Source organism: Bacteroides ndongoniae, from assembly GCF_900108345.1.
Taxonomy (GTDB): Bacteria; Bacteroidota; Bacteroidia; order Bacteroidales; family Bacteroidaceae; genus Bacteroides; species Bacteroides ndongoniae.
Genome location: NZ_FNVV01000012.1, coordinates 955,254 through 969,851, shown reverse-complemented (window position 1 = coordinate 969,851; position 14,598 = coordinate 955,254). Strand labels below are relative to the sequence as shown.

The window sequence follows — 14,598 nt, the reverse complement described above, 5'->3', positions numbered from 1 at the left end:
TGTTGCTAATACAGAATGAGTTGATGGAAACTCCTTTGGGTTCGCCCTCGGTCTTGTAGAGGAACCACAGTCTTTCAAAATCTTTTTCGCTAAACATAATCTTTCGAGTTTTAAGTTTAGCACGAAGGTAAAGGAAAGGGACATACTAGTCAATACGCCAATTTTGGAAGCTTACCTGATGAGTATTGCCGACAAGATCTTGCTCAGAAAAAGAGCCCTGATCGAAACGGTCAATGACGAATTGAAGAACATTGCACAGATAGAGCACTCCAGACATCGTTCATTCAATAACTTTATAGCTAACTCTTTGTCGGCTATCGCAGCATACTGCTTTTTTGAAAAGAAGCCAGCTATTGATATAAATTTTGTCAATGACAGACAACTTTCTTTTTTTTGATTTTATATCGAACTCACGTTAAGTTAATACAAAGCAACAAAATTCTATGGCAAAAATAGCAAAAGCACGCAAAGAACAAAACAGTTCTTACAGGATTAACAAAGATAAACTGTCCACATTCATACAATATTTAAACGCAACTTGTTTTAAATCGCTCCATTCCATCTGTCAATACACCTATCCAATTCCATTCCCCCTTAATTTTCGTAGAACTACAGAATTTCATTTCCACCGAGGAAAATAAAAAAAGCTCCAATTCTACTATAGAATTGAAGCTTTTCTAAACTTATTTATTTACTTTCGCGGTGCGTACGGGACTCGAACCCGTGACCCCATGCGTGACAGGCATGTATTCTAACCAGCTGAACTAACGCACCATTATTTCATTGTTTTGTTGCTATCTCTCTCGATTGCGGTTGCAAAGGTAGGCATTTATTTCTAATCCGCAATAGAAGAACGATATTTTAACAGTATTTTATAATTTAAAATTATACCCTGCAAATAGAGGCGTCTTTATATCATCCTTATTTCTAGGCACATAAGCATCTAAAGGCATTTATATAGGAAGTCCGGAAACACTTCGATGAAATATGTTTCCGGACTATTTGAATCAGAAAAAGATTCCACAACCAAATCAGTCTGCGGCCTGGTGAACCGTCAGTTGCGGGAACGGGAAGCCAATGCCTTCCTTATTGAACTCGGCATAAATGTTCTTGTTCATATCGAAATAGACATTCCAGTAGTCTGAAGTCTTCACCCACACACGTATCACCACATTTACACTGCTGGCATCCAATGCATGTAAAGCCACATAAGGTTCGGGAGTAGTCAGAATACGTGGTTCAGCAGCTATGAGGCTACGAACGGTTTTCTCTACCTTGTCATAATCTTCTCCATATTCCACACCTACTATCCACTCTACACGACGATTTTCTTCACGGCTGTAATTGACAATCGTTCCGCTGCACAAGGAACCGTTAGGGATATAAATTACCTTGTTGTCGGCAGTAGTCAGCAAAGTATGAAAAATCAGAATTTCGCGCACGGTACCGGCTTGACCCTGACTCTCAATCCAGTCGCCCACTTTGAAAGGGCGCAAAATCAATATAATCAGTCCACCGGCAAAGTTCTGCAAATTGCCCGACAGCGCCATACCAATAGCCACACCGGCCGATGCCAGCAAAGCAGCAAACGAGGTAGTCTCAATGCCCAGCTTTCCGATAATAGCCACTACCAACAGAATTGTCAGCAAAATACTCATCACATTCCTGACAAAGCTCTGTATACCTGGATCTACCTTCCTCTTTATCATGATATTTGCAACCATCCGTTGCAAGAAGGAGATCAGAAAACGTCCCACTATGAAAATGATAATTGCACTGATCAGGTGTTTACCGGCATTGATGCCCCAGTCGTACATTTGTTCCGCAAACACCTGCAAACGGCTCAATTCATTTGTAGTTTTTTCAGCAGTCGCCGCTGCCGTTAACAAAATAGATAACATATACATTCTTCTTTTTTTAATAACTGATGCTAAACTAACAAAAAAGCAGCATTTTCGTTCACATTTCTCTCTGTTTTTCCGTAAAAAAGCAATATCCTCTTCACGCATGTCCGCCAATTTTCCTTTTCTGAAGATTTATAAGGAAAATCGGCGGACCAAGTTTCCGACTGTTCTGCAAACAGTCTCTACATATCTCTTATACCGTCATCAAGTACTGCTTGAAAGCTGCAAACTCCTTCGACATCGGGATGCTCTGTTTCTCGCCGCGCATAAAAGCCTGCAACTTCTCGGGGATGCTGATGGATTCGCCCAGAATACCCTCCACTGTGTCCTTAAACTTGGCCGGATGGGCTGTTTCGAGGAAGATACCAGTCTCTCCCGGTTGCAAACCTTCGCTAAGGGCACGATACCCGCAGGCGCCATGCGGATCGAGCAGGTATTGATGCTCCTTCCACACACAGCGCATAGTGTCGGCTATCTGCTCGTCGGTATAGGTAGCTCCGCTGATCTCGGCTGCAATGGCTGCATGACTATGTCCGTAGAGGTCGAGTACCCGGGCAAAGTTGCTGGGGTCGCCCACATCCATCGCATTGGCAATGGTAGCGATGCTAGGACGGGGGGTATAGATTCCCGTGCGAAGATACTGATAAAAAATGTCGTTACGATTGTTAGCAGCAATGAAGCGACTGACGGGAAGTCCCATACGCTTGCCGAACAGACCGGCCGTGATGTTGCCAAAGTTGCCGCTGGGCACACAGACTACAGGACCACGCGACAATACCGCAGCAAGCTGTTCGCCCTCGCCAAAGCGTGCCTTCATTTGCTTTACCCACTGGGCATAGGCATAGAAATAGTAGAACGCCTGAGGCAGGAAACGGGCCACGTTGATCGAATTGGCACTAGTTAACTGCAGATGCTCGTTCAGCTCACGATCCATGAAGGCCGACTTAACCAGTGCCTGGCAGTCGTCGAAGGTACCGTCCACTTCAAGGGCAGTGATGTTCTGCCCCAGCGTAGTGAATTGTTTTTCCTGTATCTCGCTGACCTTGCCTTTGGGATAGAGCACATACACGTGAATGCCCTCTACACCCAGAAAGCCATTGGCCACGGCACTGCCCGTATCGCCCGAAGTAGCTACCAGTACATTGACCTGCCGTTTGCCTTCCTTACGGATAAAATAACCCAGCAGACGGGCCATGAAGCGGCCGCCCACATCCTTGAAGGCAAGCGTCGGGCCGTGAAACAGTTCAAGCGAGAAGATGTTGTCGGTAACTTTGACCAGCGGCACGTCGAAGCTCAGCGTATCATATACAATCTGCTTCAACGTATCGGCGGGTACGTCCTCGCCAAAGAAGGCATCGGCCACCCGATAAGCTATTTCCTGAAAGCTCAACGTATCTATCCGGTCGTAAAACTCTTGCGGCAAGGCTTTGATGACATCGGGCATGTAAAGTCCCTTGTCGGTTGCCAGCCCTTTTACCACCGCGTCTTCCAGACTGACGTTGTTTTCCTGTTTATTGGTACTGTAGTATTTCATAGTTTCTGTTTCTGTGAGTTGCTTATGCTTGTTTCATAAATTCGTTGATAAACTCGTCTTCCTTCATCAGCCCATAGATGCCGTTGCAGGCAGCCACTTCGTCGAAGGTCTGCACTTCGTCGGGTTCGATGCCCGGATACCAGACGAGGAAAGGCACTGGCTCGGCCGTATGCGTACGCAGTTTGCAGGGCGTGGGATGGTCAGGCAGCACGGCGATGGCTACCGGTTCGTCCCAGTCTTTCACGGCTTCGTAGATAGGGCCTACGGCACGCTTGTCCAGATTCTCGATGGTACGCATCTTCAGTACGATGTCGCCCTCGTGTCCGGCTTCATCGCTGGCCTCGACGTGCAGATAGACAAAGTCGTCCGTCTTCAATGCCTCAAGGGCGGCGGCCACTTTGTTTTCGTAGTTGGTATCGTACAGTCCGGTAGCACCTTCCACGTTCAGGCGGCGCAAACCGGCATAGTAGCCGATGCCGTTGATCAGATCGACTGCCGAAATGACGGCTCCCCGCTTCACTTGCGGAAAGGTATGCGAGAACGGTTCCATCTGCGGACGATAGCCCGGACTCCAGGGCCAGATGCTGTTGGCGGGGTCCTTGCCTTCGGCCATGCGTTTCAGGTTGACGGGATGATTCTTCAACAATTCCTGCGAGCGGAAGATGAGGTCGTTCAGCAGGTCGGCCGTTTGTGTCGGCGTCAGGTCGGCATTGCCTTCGGGCACGCTAATGTGTTCGGTGCCTGCCTGCGGCTTCACCATGAGCGGGCGGAACGGCTTCAGAGGCACATCGTGAGGCGGTGTGCAATCGATACGTTTGTCCCCTCCTCTGACTACCAGCAGATGACGGTATTGCACGCCTGTATAGAAATGGATGCGGTCGTCGCCCAGCTGCTCTTGCAGGTAGCGCACCAGTTCGTCGGCCTCTTCGGTAGTGATGTGTCCGGCGGAGTGGTTCTTGATGTGGTCGCCTTCGATGCAGATAATGTTGCAGCGCATGGCCATTTCGCCCGGCTTCAAGTCCACACCGATGCTGGCGGCTTCGAGTGGTCCGCGGCCTTCGTACACCCGCGGCAGATTATAACCCAGTACAGACATATTGGCCACTTCGCTTCCCGGATGGAAACCATCGGCCACCGTTACCAGCCGGCCCGTGCGTCCCATGCGGGCCAGCCGGTCCATGTTGGGCGTGTCGGCTGCCTGCAGCAGCGTCTTGCCCCCCAACGAGTCAACAGGCCAGTCGGCCATGCCGTCCCCTAATATGATAATGTGTTTCATTTTTTAATGGATCATTGAGATTGGAAAATGGAATATGGGAAATGGCTGCCGCACCGATATTTGATATTTGCGAATGATCCATTAACCATTGTCCATTCTCCATTATTTATACGTTTGCAATGCTCATGATGTCGGCAAACACGCCGGCGGCAGTCACGCTGGCTCCGGCACCGTAGCCTTGTATCATCATCGGATATTCCTTGTAGCGCTCGGTGGTGAGCAGAATGATGTTGTTGCTGCCCTCCAGACCGTAGAACGGATGCCCCATGCCTACTTCCTGCAGACCAACCGAGGCCTTGCCGTCCTCCAGCTTGGCTACGAAACGCCAGTGCTTGTGCTCGGCTTCGAGCACCTTGCGGCGGGCTTCGAAGTCGGCGTCCAGGCTGGGCACCTTCTTCCAGAAGTCGTCCAGCGAACCTTCGAAGAAGTCGTCGGGTACGAAGAGGTGTTTCTCCACGTCGCTCTGCTCCAGGCGATAACCGGCTTCGCGGGCCAGGATGACCAACTTGCGGATAACGTCCTTACCGCTGAGGTCGATACGCGGATCGGGTTCGGAATAGCGCTCTTCCTGCGCCATGCGAATGGTACGGCTGAAGGGGATGTCGGCACTGATCTTGTTGAAGATGTAGTTCAGCGTACCGCTCAACACGGCTTCTATCTTCAATATCTTGTCACCACTATGGATGAGGTCGTTAATGGTATTGATGATGGGCAGACCGGCTCCCACGTTAGTCTCGAACAGATACTTCACACCACGCTGACGGGCAATCTGCTTCAGCGTGCGATAGTTTTCGTATTCGGACGAGGCGGCTATCTTGTTGGCTGCCACTACCGATACGTTGTGTTGCAGCAGGTCTTTGTAGAGCGAAGCTACTTCGGCACTCGCCGTACAGTCGACGAAGACGGAGTTGAAGATATTCATTCCGATAATCTCGTTGCGCAAAATGCCTACAGTGCTTTCCTTACCCTTTGCGGCGAGTTCTTCACGGAAGTTGGCCAAGTCGAGCCCCTCGCGGGCAAACATCGCTCTGCTGGCATCGGCGATACCTACAACATTGAGTTGCAGACCGTTTTCCTGCATCAGTTTCTGCCGCTGGCTGTGAATCTGCTGTATCAGGCTGCCGCCCACGGTACCAATGCCGCAAATGAAGAGGTTGAGTACCTGATATTCAGAGAGGAAGAACGAATCGTGGATAACGTTAAGCGACTTACGCAACGACTTGCTGTCTACTACAAACGAAATGTTGGTCTCCGAAGCTCCCTGCGCACAGGCTATCACATTAATACCGTTGCGTCCCAACGTGCCGAACAGCTTACCGGCGATACCTGGGGTATGCTTCATGTTCTCGCCTACGATGGCTACGGTAGCCAGGTTCTTCTCGGCCTGTATAGGCGAGATCTCGCCCATCACAATTTCTTTGGCAAACTCTTCGTTCAGTACTTCGCAAGCCAGGTCGGCATCGGCATTGCGCACACCGATGGATGTCGAGTTCTCCGACGATGCCTGCGACACGAGGAAGACACTAATGCCATTCTTGGCCAATGCCTTGAATATGCGGTAGTTGACACCGATGACGCCCACCATACCGAGACCCTGCACGGTAATGAGGCTCGTATCGTTGATCGAAGAGATACCCTTGATGGCCTTACTCTGCGGATCGGAAACTTCCTGCTTGATGATGGTACCTTCGCCCTCGGGATTGAAAGTGTTCTTTATCAGAATAGGAATGTTCTTGTGGCAGACGGGATAGATGGTAGGCGGATAGACTACCTTGGCACCGAAGTTACAAAGTTCGGTAGCTTCCACGTAGCTCAACTCCTTGATGGTGTAGGCAGTGGAGATGACACGCGGATCGGCGGTCATGAAGCCGTCCACATCGGTCCAGATTTCCAGACTGTCGGCATCGAGCGCAGCGGCCACAATGGCTGCCGTGTAGTCCGAACCTCCGCGACCCAGGTTGGTCACGACGCCCGTCGTCTTGTCGGTAGCAATGAAGCCCGGTATCAGCGTACGGCGAGGCAATTCGCGGAAGGCCTCACGCACCAGGCGATAGGTCTGGTCGGCATCGAGAATGTGTTTCGAGAATTTCTTTTCTGTCTTGATGAACTGACGCGAGTCGCGCCATTCGGCCCCTGTCAGACGTGCCGCGATGAGCGACGACAGGCGTTCGCCATAGCTTACGATGGTGTCGCTGGTCTTCTGCGACAGGTCTTTTATCAGGTATACGCCCTGAAAGATGTCCTTCAGTTCGTTGAGCAACTCGCCCACTTCGCGTTGCAAGGTCACCTGCTCTTCGCCTGCCGGAATAATTTCCTTCACCATCTCGACGTGGCGGTAGACTATTTCCTTGAATTCGTTCTCGTACGAAGCGTCGCCTGCCGCTGCCAGCCGCGAGGCATTGAGCAACTTATCAGTAATGCCGCCCAGGGCCGATACGACAACGATGACCGGCTCATCGACTGCTTCTACTATTTTCTTCACACTCAGGATACTGCTTGCGGTTCCTACGGACGAACCGCCAAACTTCATTACTTTCATTATATTAGACTGTTTTTATTGACGATAATAGATAATTGAAAAAGGAAACGAGACGAAAGAAAAAAGATCTTCTCTCCTCGCATCAAAAAAATAAAGCTGTTTTGAAATGGTGTAACACGTAGAAACACAAATACTATCCCCTAACCCCTAAGGGTCATGGTCCACATGGATGTGACGGTATGTTGGAAGTACTTGTTCATAGCTCTTGTTTCTATCGTTTCTGATAAGTGTTGCAAAAGTAACAATAAAAACGTTCATTCTATCACTTTTTGCCACTTTTTTACGATAAAAATATAGAAAGAGCCCAAAATATGCAGAAATATGCCGAATCCACAACTGACAAACTGTGCCGTTTACAGTCCTCGGAAAGAAGATTGGGATGTTCTTTTCTTACACTTTGTTAGAATTTACGATATATATCATTATCTTTGCACAGTAGAACCGAAAGAAACGAGCGTATGACCCCAGAGAACACTTCCGTTTTGTTAATATACACCGGTGGAACCATCGGAATGATCGAGAATCCGGAAACGGGCGCGCTGGAGAACTTCAATCTGGAGCAGCTCCAAAAGCATGTGCCCGAACTCCAGAAGTTTGCCTTCCGTATCGACACTTACCAGTTCGACCCGCCTATGGACTCGTCGGACATGGATCCCGAAGCGTGGCGAAGGCTGGTACGCATCATCAGCGACAACTACCAACAATATACAGGCTTCGTCATCCTGCACGGCACCGATACGATGGCCTTCACGGCCTCGGCCTTGAGCTTCATGCTCGAAGGGCTGAACAAGCCCGTCATCCTGACCGGCTCGCAACTGCCCATCGGCGTGCTGCGCACCGACGGTAAGGAAAACCTGCTGACCAGCATCGAGATAGCCACAGCCTGCCACAGCAACGGCCGCCCCATCGTGCCCGAAGTATGTATCTTCTTCGAGAACCACCTGATGCGTGGAAACCGGACAACCAAAATCAATGCCGAAAACTTCAACGCCTTCCGCTCGTACAACTATCCTGTACTGGCTTCGGCAGGTATACATATTAAATATAATAATGTGCAGATTCATCCCCACGGCATCCGCCGCGAACTGAAACCGCACTTCCTGCTCGACACCAACATCGCCATTCTGAAGCTGTTCCCCGGTATTCAGGAGAACGTCGTGCGCTCGCTCTTCGCCACCGAAGGACTGAAAGCCGTCGTACTGGAAACCTACGGTTCGGGCAACGCTCCCCGCAAGCCGTGGTTCCTACAGCTGCTGTCCGATGCCAGCCGCCGGGGCATCGTCATCGTCAACGTGACGCAATGCAGCTCGGGCACCGTCGAAATGGAGCGGTACGAAACCGGTTATCAACTCATCAGCGCAGGCGTCGTGTCGGGTTACGACATCACTACCGAATCGGCCGTGGCCAAGCTGATGTTCCTGCTGGGACACGACTACGAACCAGCCAAGGTAAGAGAGTTGATGAAGCGACCGCTGGCCGGCGAAATCACAGTATAAAAAACGTTTTTGAACCCCACTTGCAAGTGCCGCGAGCCACACTTGCAATACATTTGTGGGACACTTGCACGGCTCGCGAGCCGTACAAGTGTTGCTCGCGAGCCGTGCAAGTGTCCCACAAACCGGTCTCACAACCCCTTCAGGAAGCTATTCTACGGGAGTCAGCTCACCCGTTACGGAGTCTATGATGTAACCCGACACACGAATGTCGTGCGGAATAAGCGGATGATTCAGGATGGCACTGACCGTTTCGCGGACCGACTTCTCGGTATCGCCAAAACCGTAAAGCCACGATTCGAAGTCCACGCCGCAGAAACGTATCATGTCGATGGTCTCCTGATGGATGCCGCGGGCCTTCATGTGCTCAATCATCTGCTCGCTGCTCATGTGACACGCGCCGCAGTCCGAATGGGCAACCACCATCACCTCCGTCACGCCCAGCTCGTAAATGGCTACCAACAGGCTTCGGATCACACTGCCGAAGGGGTGCGAGATGATGCCTCCCGCATTCTTAATCATTTTCACATCGCCGTTCTTGATGCCCAAAGCCGCTGGCAGCAACTCCGTCAGCCGGGTGTCCATACACGACAGGATGGCAATCTTCTTGTCGGGATATTTCGTCGTGATGTACTTCTCGTATCCCTTGTCGGCCACAAACTGCTTGTTGAATTTCAGAATTTCGTCTATCATAATTTCAGTTGTTAAAGAATCGGTTCATATTCACATCGCGGAACACTGCCGTCGGCCCGTGCACCGCACGAACAAAAGTAAAAAAACTCCGTGAAACTCTGTGTACTCTGTGGTGAATAAAGTACCTTTGAGGCCACAATTCATTAAATCTTCCGATTATGGCCAAAGAGAAAACCGTCTACGTATGCAGCAACTGCGGACAAGAGTCGCCCAAATGGCAGGGCAAGTGCCCCGCGTGCGGACAGTGGAATACCTTCGTCGAAGAAATCGTACGCAAGGAGCCCACCAATAAACGCCCCGTTTCGGGCATCGAGACCGTCAAGTCCAAGCCCGTCACCCTAGACGAGATTGAAGCGGCCGACGAACCCCGCATCGACCTGCACGACGCCGAACTGAACCGCGTACTGGGTGGCGGACTGGTGCAAGGGTCGCTGGTGCTGATAGGCGGAGAGCCGGGCATCGGCAAGTCGACACTGGTGCTGCAAACCGTCCTGCGGATGCCCGAGAAACGCATCCTCTACATCTCGGGCGAGGAAAGCGCGCGACAGCTGAAACTGCGTGCCGAACGGCTGACGAAACAATCGTCGGACTGTCTCATCGTGTGCGAGACGTCGCTCGAACAGATCTACGTCCACATCAAGAACACACGCCCCGACCTGGTCATCATCGACTCCATACAAACCATTTCGACCGAAGCACTGGAATCCTCGCCGGGCAGCATCGCCCAGGTGCGCGAGTGTGCCGCCAGCATTCTGCGCTTCGCCAAGGAAACGCATACAGCAGTCATCCTGATTGGCCACATCAACAAGGAAGGCAGCATCGCAGGTCCCAAAGTGCTGGAACACATCGTCGATACCGTCCTTCAGTTCGAGGGCGACCAGCACTACATGTACCGCATTCTGCGCAGCATCAAGAACCGCTTCGGCAGCACCGCCGAACTGGGCATCTACGAAATGCGTCAGGACGGTCTGCGCCAAGTGAGCAACCCCTCCGAACTGCTGCTGAGTCAGGATCACGAAGGCATGAGTGGTGTGGCCATCGCCTCGGCCATCGAAGGTGTACGTCCTTTCCTCATCGAGACACAGGCACTGGTCAGTTCCGCCGTCTACGGCAATCCGCAACGCTCGGCCACGGGCTTCGACATCCGCCGCATGAACATGCTGCTGGCCGTGCTCGAAAAGCGTGTAGGCTTTAAGTTGGCGCAGAAAGACGTTTTCCTCAACATTGCGGGCGGCCTCAAGGTGAATGACCCGGCCATCGACCTGGCCGTCATCAGCGCCATCCTCTCCAGCAACATGGATGCGGAGATTGAGCCGGGCGTCTGCATGGCAGGCGAGATAGGTCTCTCGGGCGAAATCCGTCCCGTGAACCGCATCGAGCAACGCATCGGCGAGGCCGAGAAACTGGGTTTCAAACAGTTCCTCCTGCCCAAATACAACCTGCAGGGGCTGAACACGAAGAAACTGAGCATCGAACTGGTGCCGGTGAGGAAGGTGGAAGAAGCATTTAGGGCACTGTTTGGATAGAGATATAAAACGCAGATTAACGCAGATTGACGCAAAGTAAATTTACTATGGTAAATATAGATAAAGAAACAAACGAATTATCCTATCAAGTACTGGGATGTGCATATAATGTACATAAAGAGCTGGGACCTGGTTTATTGGAAAGTGTGTATGAAGCCTGTCTGTGTTATGAGCTGAGTGGAAAAAATATCCATTACGAACGGCAAAAGCCCTTACCGGTCTTATATAAAGGTATAACATTGGATTGCGGTTACCGCATCGATATCTTAGTAGAGAACAAAATCATTATCGAACTGAAAACTGTGGAGAAAATTTTACCTATCCATACAGCACAGATAATGACTTATTTAAGATTGAGCCAAGTTCATTTAGGCTTGCTTATTAATTTCTATAATATGAATTTGCAGAATGGCATAAGAAGATATGTCCTTTAATTTGCGATAATCTGCGATAATCTGCGTTTAATAAAACATATGATACAAGAATATAACATCAGAGTGCTACCCGAAGTAGCCGCCAACGAACAACGCCTGATTGACTATCTGGTCAACGAAAAAGGCTTGAACAAGAAAGAAATAAACGCCACCCGCATCCTGAAGCGGAGCATCGACGCCCGCCAGCGGACGGTGTTTGTCAACCTCACCGTACGTGCCTACGTCAACGAAGTGCCCAAAGACGACGAATATCGGCACACCGTATATAATAATGTAGAAGGCCGCCCCCAGGTCATCGTCGTAGGTGCTGGCCCCGGCGGACTATTCGCCGCCCTGCGCCTCATCGAACTGGGACTGCGCCCCATCGTGGTAGAGCGCGGCAAGGACGTACGCGAACGCAAGAAAGACCTCGCCCAGATAAGCCGCACGCAAGCCGTAAACCCTGAGTCGAACTACAGCTTCGGCGAAGGCGGCGCAGGTGCCTACTCCGACGGCAAACTATATACCCGCAGCAAGAAGCGCGGCAACGTGGACAAGATACTCAACATCTTCTGCCAGCACGGCGCATCCACCTCCATTCTGGTGGACGCCCACCCGCACATCGGCACCGACAAGCTGCCCCGCGTCATCGAAAACATGCGCAACACCATCCTACAGTGCGGTGGCGAAGTTCACTTCCAGACCCGTATGGACGCCCTGCTCATCGAAGGCGATGAAGTAAAGGGCATCGAAACCAACACGGGACAGACATTCCTCGGTCCTGTCATCCTGGCTACCGGCCACTCTGCCCGCGACGTCTATCGCTGGCTGGCCGCCAACAACGTAGAGATAGAAGCCAAAGGTATCGCCGTAGGTGTGCGACTGGAGCATCCCGCCCACCTCATCGATCAGATACAGTATCACAACAAAAACGGACGCGGCAAGTATCTGCCCGCAGCCGAATACAGTTTTGTCACGCAGGTCGAAGGCCGTGGCGTTTATAGCTTCTGCATGTGCCCCGGTGGCTTCATCGTGCCCGCAGCCAGCGGTCCCGAACAGATTGTGGTGAACGGCATGAGTCCCAGCAACCGTGGCTCGCGCTGGAGCAACAGCGGAATGGTGGTGGAAATCAGACCGGAAGACTTGGAGAATGAAGAATTAGGAATGAAGAATGAAGAATTACTACAGACAGGCGAAGGAGGTTCTTCTTTGAACATGCTTTTCCTGCAGGAACACCTTGAACGCCTCTGCTGGCAGCAGGGCAACCGCCGTCAGACGGCACCAGCCCAGCGCATGGCCGACTTTGTGAACCGCCGCCTCAGTGCCGACCTGCCCGAGTCGTCGTATGCTCCGGGGCTGATAGCTTCGCCCCTACACTTCTGGCTGCCTCCGTTCATCGCCAACCGCCTGGCCAAAGGTTTCCAGCAGTTCGGCCGCAATGCCCGCGGCTTCCTGACCAACGAAGCCGTGATGATAGCCGTCGAAACCCGTACATCGGCACCCGTACGCATTGTACGCGATCGCGACACCCTGCAACACGTCCGCCTTCGCGGCCTCTTCCCCTGCGGCGAAGGAGCCGGTTATGCAGGCGGCATCGTCTCTGCCGGAGTAGACGGAGAACGGTGTGCCGAGGCGGCAGCACAGTATTGCGAAGTTCTTTAAAACTATATACAGCCTATAAAATACCTGTACAAAAAATATCCGCAACTTCCTTCAAAGCTTCGGAAAGGCAACGGATAAACCCCGTATTGCCCTGTCCTTTGCGAATGATAGTTGCGGATATTCTTAATTCCTCAGAAGGAACGTTATTTTACCTCTTCTCCTTCGGCGGGAGCTGAAGAAGGAGCCTGCGAAGCCTGACTGGCTGTTTTTTCGCCACCTACGTTCACTGTTACGTTGATGGAAGAGGGCTGTTGCTGGTAAGGCATACGGTTCTTCGGGTCGGGACCATATTGGTTAGGACCTACCGTACCATCGGCAAACAGCATGTACAGACCCAGAATGATGTTAATAAGCGGAATAAGACCCAGCAAAATGAACCATCCGGACTTGTCAACATCGTGCAGACGCTTCACACCCTGCGCCAGACCGAACCATGCATCGGCAATGAGGACAACGAAACCAATCAGCACACCAAAACCAAAACCGCCAGCCGAATTGGAAGCTGCGCCTAAAAACATGGTTCCTACGCCCAGCGCCATAGCTATACCACCAAAAACAGAACTGATAACGGCAGACAGAAAATACTCGATTCTACGAATACGTCCGTCGAAAGAGAAAGGAGCTTTAAACATAATGATATTAAATTTAAGTAAATAATAAGTTTTGCGTCTTAATTGTGATAAGCAACAAAGATTATACAAATATACTAAAGAATGCACAAAAAGCAAACAATTATGTTCTTTTTTCCACCCGATTCTGAATGTCAGTCAGCTTTAGAGGAAATTCTTTATCAGCCTGTCACCGGTATTTTTGTTTCTGCCATTTGCCGGTTTCCGCAAAAATGACGTTCTTTGCAGACACATCAATCATTAATTCCAAAGTATGCCCTCGCCCGAAATCGCCATTATCGACCCGAACACACTGAGCAGCCTAGGCCTGTGCGGCCTGCTTGAAGAGCTCATACCGGGTGCAGTCATCCGCATGTTCCCCTCGTTTGCCGCCTTCGCAGACGACACGCCCGACATGTACGCGCACTACTTCGTTTCGGCGCAGGTCTATTTTGAGCATACGGTTTTCTTCCTGCCGCGGCGCCCCAAAACCATTGTGCTGGCAGCGGGCGAAGGCAACCCGCAACTGGCCGGCGTGCTGACACTGAACATCTGCCAGCCCGAGAAGGACCTTGTACGAAGCATCGTACACCTGCACGGCCACGGACACAAACACGGGCATCCCGGTAAGCTGCCCGCACCCGCCATGCCCGTCGGAGAGAAACCCGCCAACATGCCCGCCGGTCACGAACTGACGGCGCGCGAAATCGAAGTACTGGTACTGGTGGTAAAAGGCCTCATCAACAAAGAGATAGCCGACCGTCTGAACATCAGTCTGACCACCGTCATCAGCCACCGCAAGAACATCACCGAGAAGCTGGGCATCAAGTCCGTCTCGGGGCTTACCATCTATGCCGTGATGCACGGCTATGTGGAAGCCGACGCCATCTGACCCACCCCGATTTCCTCATAAGTGAGGATTGCACGTTCCGCCGATTTGCCTTTACTTT

The 14,598-nt window shown here is 51.4% G+C and carries 11 protein-coding genes, 1 tRNA gene and 1 pseudogene; 6 read left to right on the top strand and 7 right to left on the bottom strand.

Annotated features, from left to right (window positions below; translation table 11 throughout):
* Nucleotides 1-103: 103 nt before the first annotated feature.
* Nucleotides 104-397: pseudogene (locus BQ5591_RS04090) on the top strand (transposase); the annotation flags it as partial.
* Between the two features lie 303 nt (nt 398-700).
* Here BQ5591_RS04090 and BQ5591_RS04085 read toward each other — a convergent pair.
* From BQ5591_RS04085 to thrA, 5 genes are all read right to left on the bottom strand, one after another.
* Nucleotides 701-774, bottom strand: a tRNA-Asp gene (locus BQ5591_RS04085).
* A 257-nt stretch (nt 775-1,031) separates the two neighbouring features.
* Nucleotides 1,032-1,901 carry a mechanosensitive ion channel family protein gene (locus tag BQ5591_RS04080; RefSeq protein WP_071148603.1) on the bottom strand — a complete coding sequence of 290 codons (870 nt, stop codon included), beginning with the start codon at nt 1,899-1,901 and terminating at the stop codon, nt 1,032-1,034.
* A gap of 196 nt (nt 1,902-2,097) precedes the next feature.
* Complete coding sequence (gene thrC / locus BQ5591_RS04075; RefSeq protein WP_071148532.1) at nt 2,098-3,438, bottom strand: threonine synthase; 1,341 nt, start codon at nt 3,436-3,438, stop codon at nt 2,098-2,100.
* A gap of 22 nt (nt 3,439-3,460) precedes the next feature.
* Nucleotides 3,461-4,714, bottom strand: a complete 1,254-nt coding sequence (locus BQ5591_RS04070) for a cofactor-independent phosphoglycerate mutase (protein WP_071148531.1) — start codon at nt 4,712-4,714, stop codon at nt 3,461-3,463.
* A gap of 106 nt (nt 4,715-4,820) precedes the next feature.
* Nucleotides 4,821-7,253 (bottom strand): bifunctional aspartate kinase/homoserine dehydrogenase I, encoded by a 2,433-nt coding sequence (thrA, locus tag BQ5591_RS04065; RefSeq protein ID WP_071148530.1) that lies wholly within the window; start codon nt 7,251-7,253, stop codon nt 4,821-4,823.
* Between the two features lie 458 nt (nt 7,254-7,711).
* Between thrA and BQ5591_RS04060 the strand changes: the two genes are divergently transcribed.
* A complete protein-coding gene (locus BQ5591_RS04060; protein WP_071148529.1) occupies nt 7,712-8,749 on the top strand; it encodes an asparaginase in 1,038 nt (345 codons plus the stop codon).
* Nucleotides 8,750-8,896: 147 nt separating this feature from the next.
* On the opposite strand, the gene BQ5591_RS04055 is transcribed toward BQ5591_RS04060, so the two are convergent.
* Nucleotides 8,897-9,439, bottom strand: a complete 543-nt coding sequence (locus BQ5591_RS04055; protein WP_071148528.1) for a beta-class carbonic anhydrase — start codon at nt 9,437-9,439, stop codon at nt 8,897-8,899.
* Between the two features lie 158 nt (nt 9,440-9,597).
* Between BQ5591_RS04055 and radA the strand changes: the two genes are divergently transcribed.
* Genes radA through BQ5591_RS04040 form a run of 3 tightly spaced genes read left to right on the top strand, consistent with a single transcriptional unit; the run spans nt 9,598 to nt 13,040 of the window.
* Nucleotides 9,598-10,965, top strand: a complete 1,368-nt coding sequence (gene radA, locus BQ5591_RS04050; RefSeq protein WP_022161581.1) for a DNA repair protein RadA — start codon at nt 9,598-9,600, stop codon at nt 10,963-10,965.
* Between the two features lie 47 nt (nt 10,966-11,012).
* Nucleotides 11,013-11,399 carry a GxxExxY protein gene (locus BQ5591_RS04045; RefSeq protein ID WP_022161582.1) on the top strand — a complete coding sequence of 129 codons (387 nt, stop codon included), beginning with the start codon at nt 11,013-11,015 and terminating at the stop codon, nt 11,397-11,399.
* A 39-nt stretch (nt 11,400-11,438) separates the two neighbouring features.
* Nucleotides 11,439-13,040, top strand: a complete 1,602-nt coding sequence (locus BQ5591_RS04040) for an NAD(P)/FAD-dependent oxidoreductase (RefSeq protein WP_071148527.1) — start codon at nt 11,439-11,441, stop codon at nt 13,038-13,040.
* Between the two features lie 143 nt (nt 13,041-13,183).
* On the opposite strand, the gene BQ5591_RS04035 is transcribed toward BQ5591_RS04040, so the two are convergent.
* A complete protein-coding gene (locus tag BQ5591_RS04035; RefSeq protein ID WP_022161967.1) occupies nt 13,184-13,672 on the bottom strand; it encodes a DUF805 domain-containing protein in 489 nt (162 codons plus the stop codon).
* 250 nt (nt 13,673-13,922) lie between these two features.
* Between BQ5591_RS04035 and BQ5591_RS04030 the strand changes: the two genes are divergently transcribed.
* Nucleotides 13,923-14,540, top strand: a complete 618-nt coding sequence (locus BQ5591_RS04030) for a response regulator transcription factor (RefSeq protein ID WP_022161968.1) — start codon at nt 13,923-13,925, stop codon at nt 14,538-14,540.
* Nucleotides 14,541-14,598 lie beyond the last annotated feature (58 nt).

What these genes read in the sequence shown, in the direction of transcription:
- BQ5591_RS04080 (WP_071148603.1), bottom strand. Translation starts at nt 1,901, where the DNA reads ATGTTATCTATTTTGTTAACGGCAGCGGCGACTGCTGAAAAAACTACA.
- thrC (WP_071148532.1), bottom strand. Translation starts at nt 3,438, where the DNA reads ATGAAATACTACAGTACCAATAAACAGGAAAACAACGTCAGTCTGGAA.
- BQ5591_RS04070 (WP_071148531.1), bottom strand. Translation starts at nt 4,714, where the DNA reads ATGAAACACATTATCATATTAGGGGACGGCATGGCCGACTGGCCTGTT.
- thrA (WP_071148530.1), bottom strand. Translation starts at nt 7,253, where the DNA reads ATGAAAGTAATGAAGTTTGGCGGTTCGTCCGTAGGAACCGCAAGCAGT.
- BQ5591_RS04060 (WP_071148529.1), top strand. Translation starts at nt 7,712, where the DNA reads ATGACCCCAGAGAACACTTCCGTTTTGTTAATATACACCGGTGGAACC.
- BQ5591_RS04055 (WP_071148528.1), bottom strand. Translation starts at nt 9,439, where the DNA reads ATGATAGACGAAATTCTGAAATTCAACAAGCAGTTTGTGGCCGACAAG.
- radA (WP_022161581.1), top strand. Translation starts at nt 9,598, where the DNA reads ATGGCCAAAGAGAAAACCGTCTACGTATGCAGCAACTGCGGACAAGAG.
- BQ5591_RS04045 (WP_022161582.1), top strand. Translation starts at nt 11,013, where the DNA reads ATGGTAAATATAGATAAAGAAACAAACGAATTATCCTATCAAGTACTG.
- BQ5591_RS04040 (WP_071148527.1), top strand. Translation starts at nt 11,439, where the DNA reads ATGATACAAGAATATAACATCAGAGTGCTACCCGAAGTAGCCGCCAAC.
- BQ5591_RS04035 (WP_022161967.1), bottom strand. Translation starts at nt 13,672, where the DNA reads ATGTTTAAAGCTCCTTTCTCTTTCGACGGACGTATTCGTAGAATCGAG.
- BQ5591_RS04030 (WP_022161968.1), top strand. Translation starts at nt 13,923, where the DNA reads ATGCCCTCGCCCGAAATCGCCATTATCGACCCGAACACACTGAGCAGC.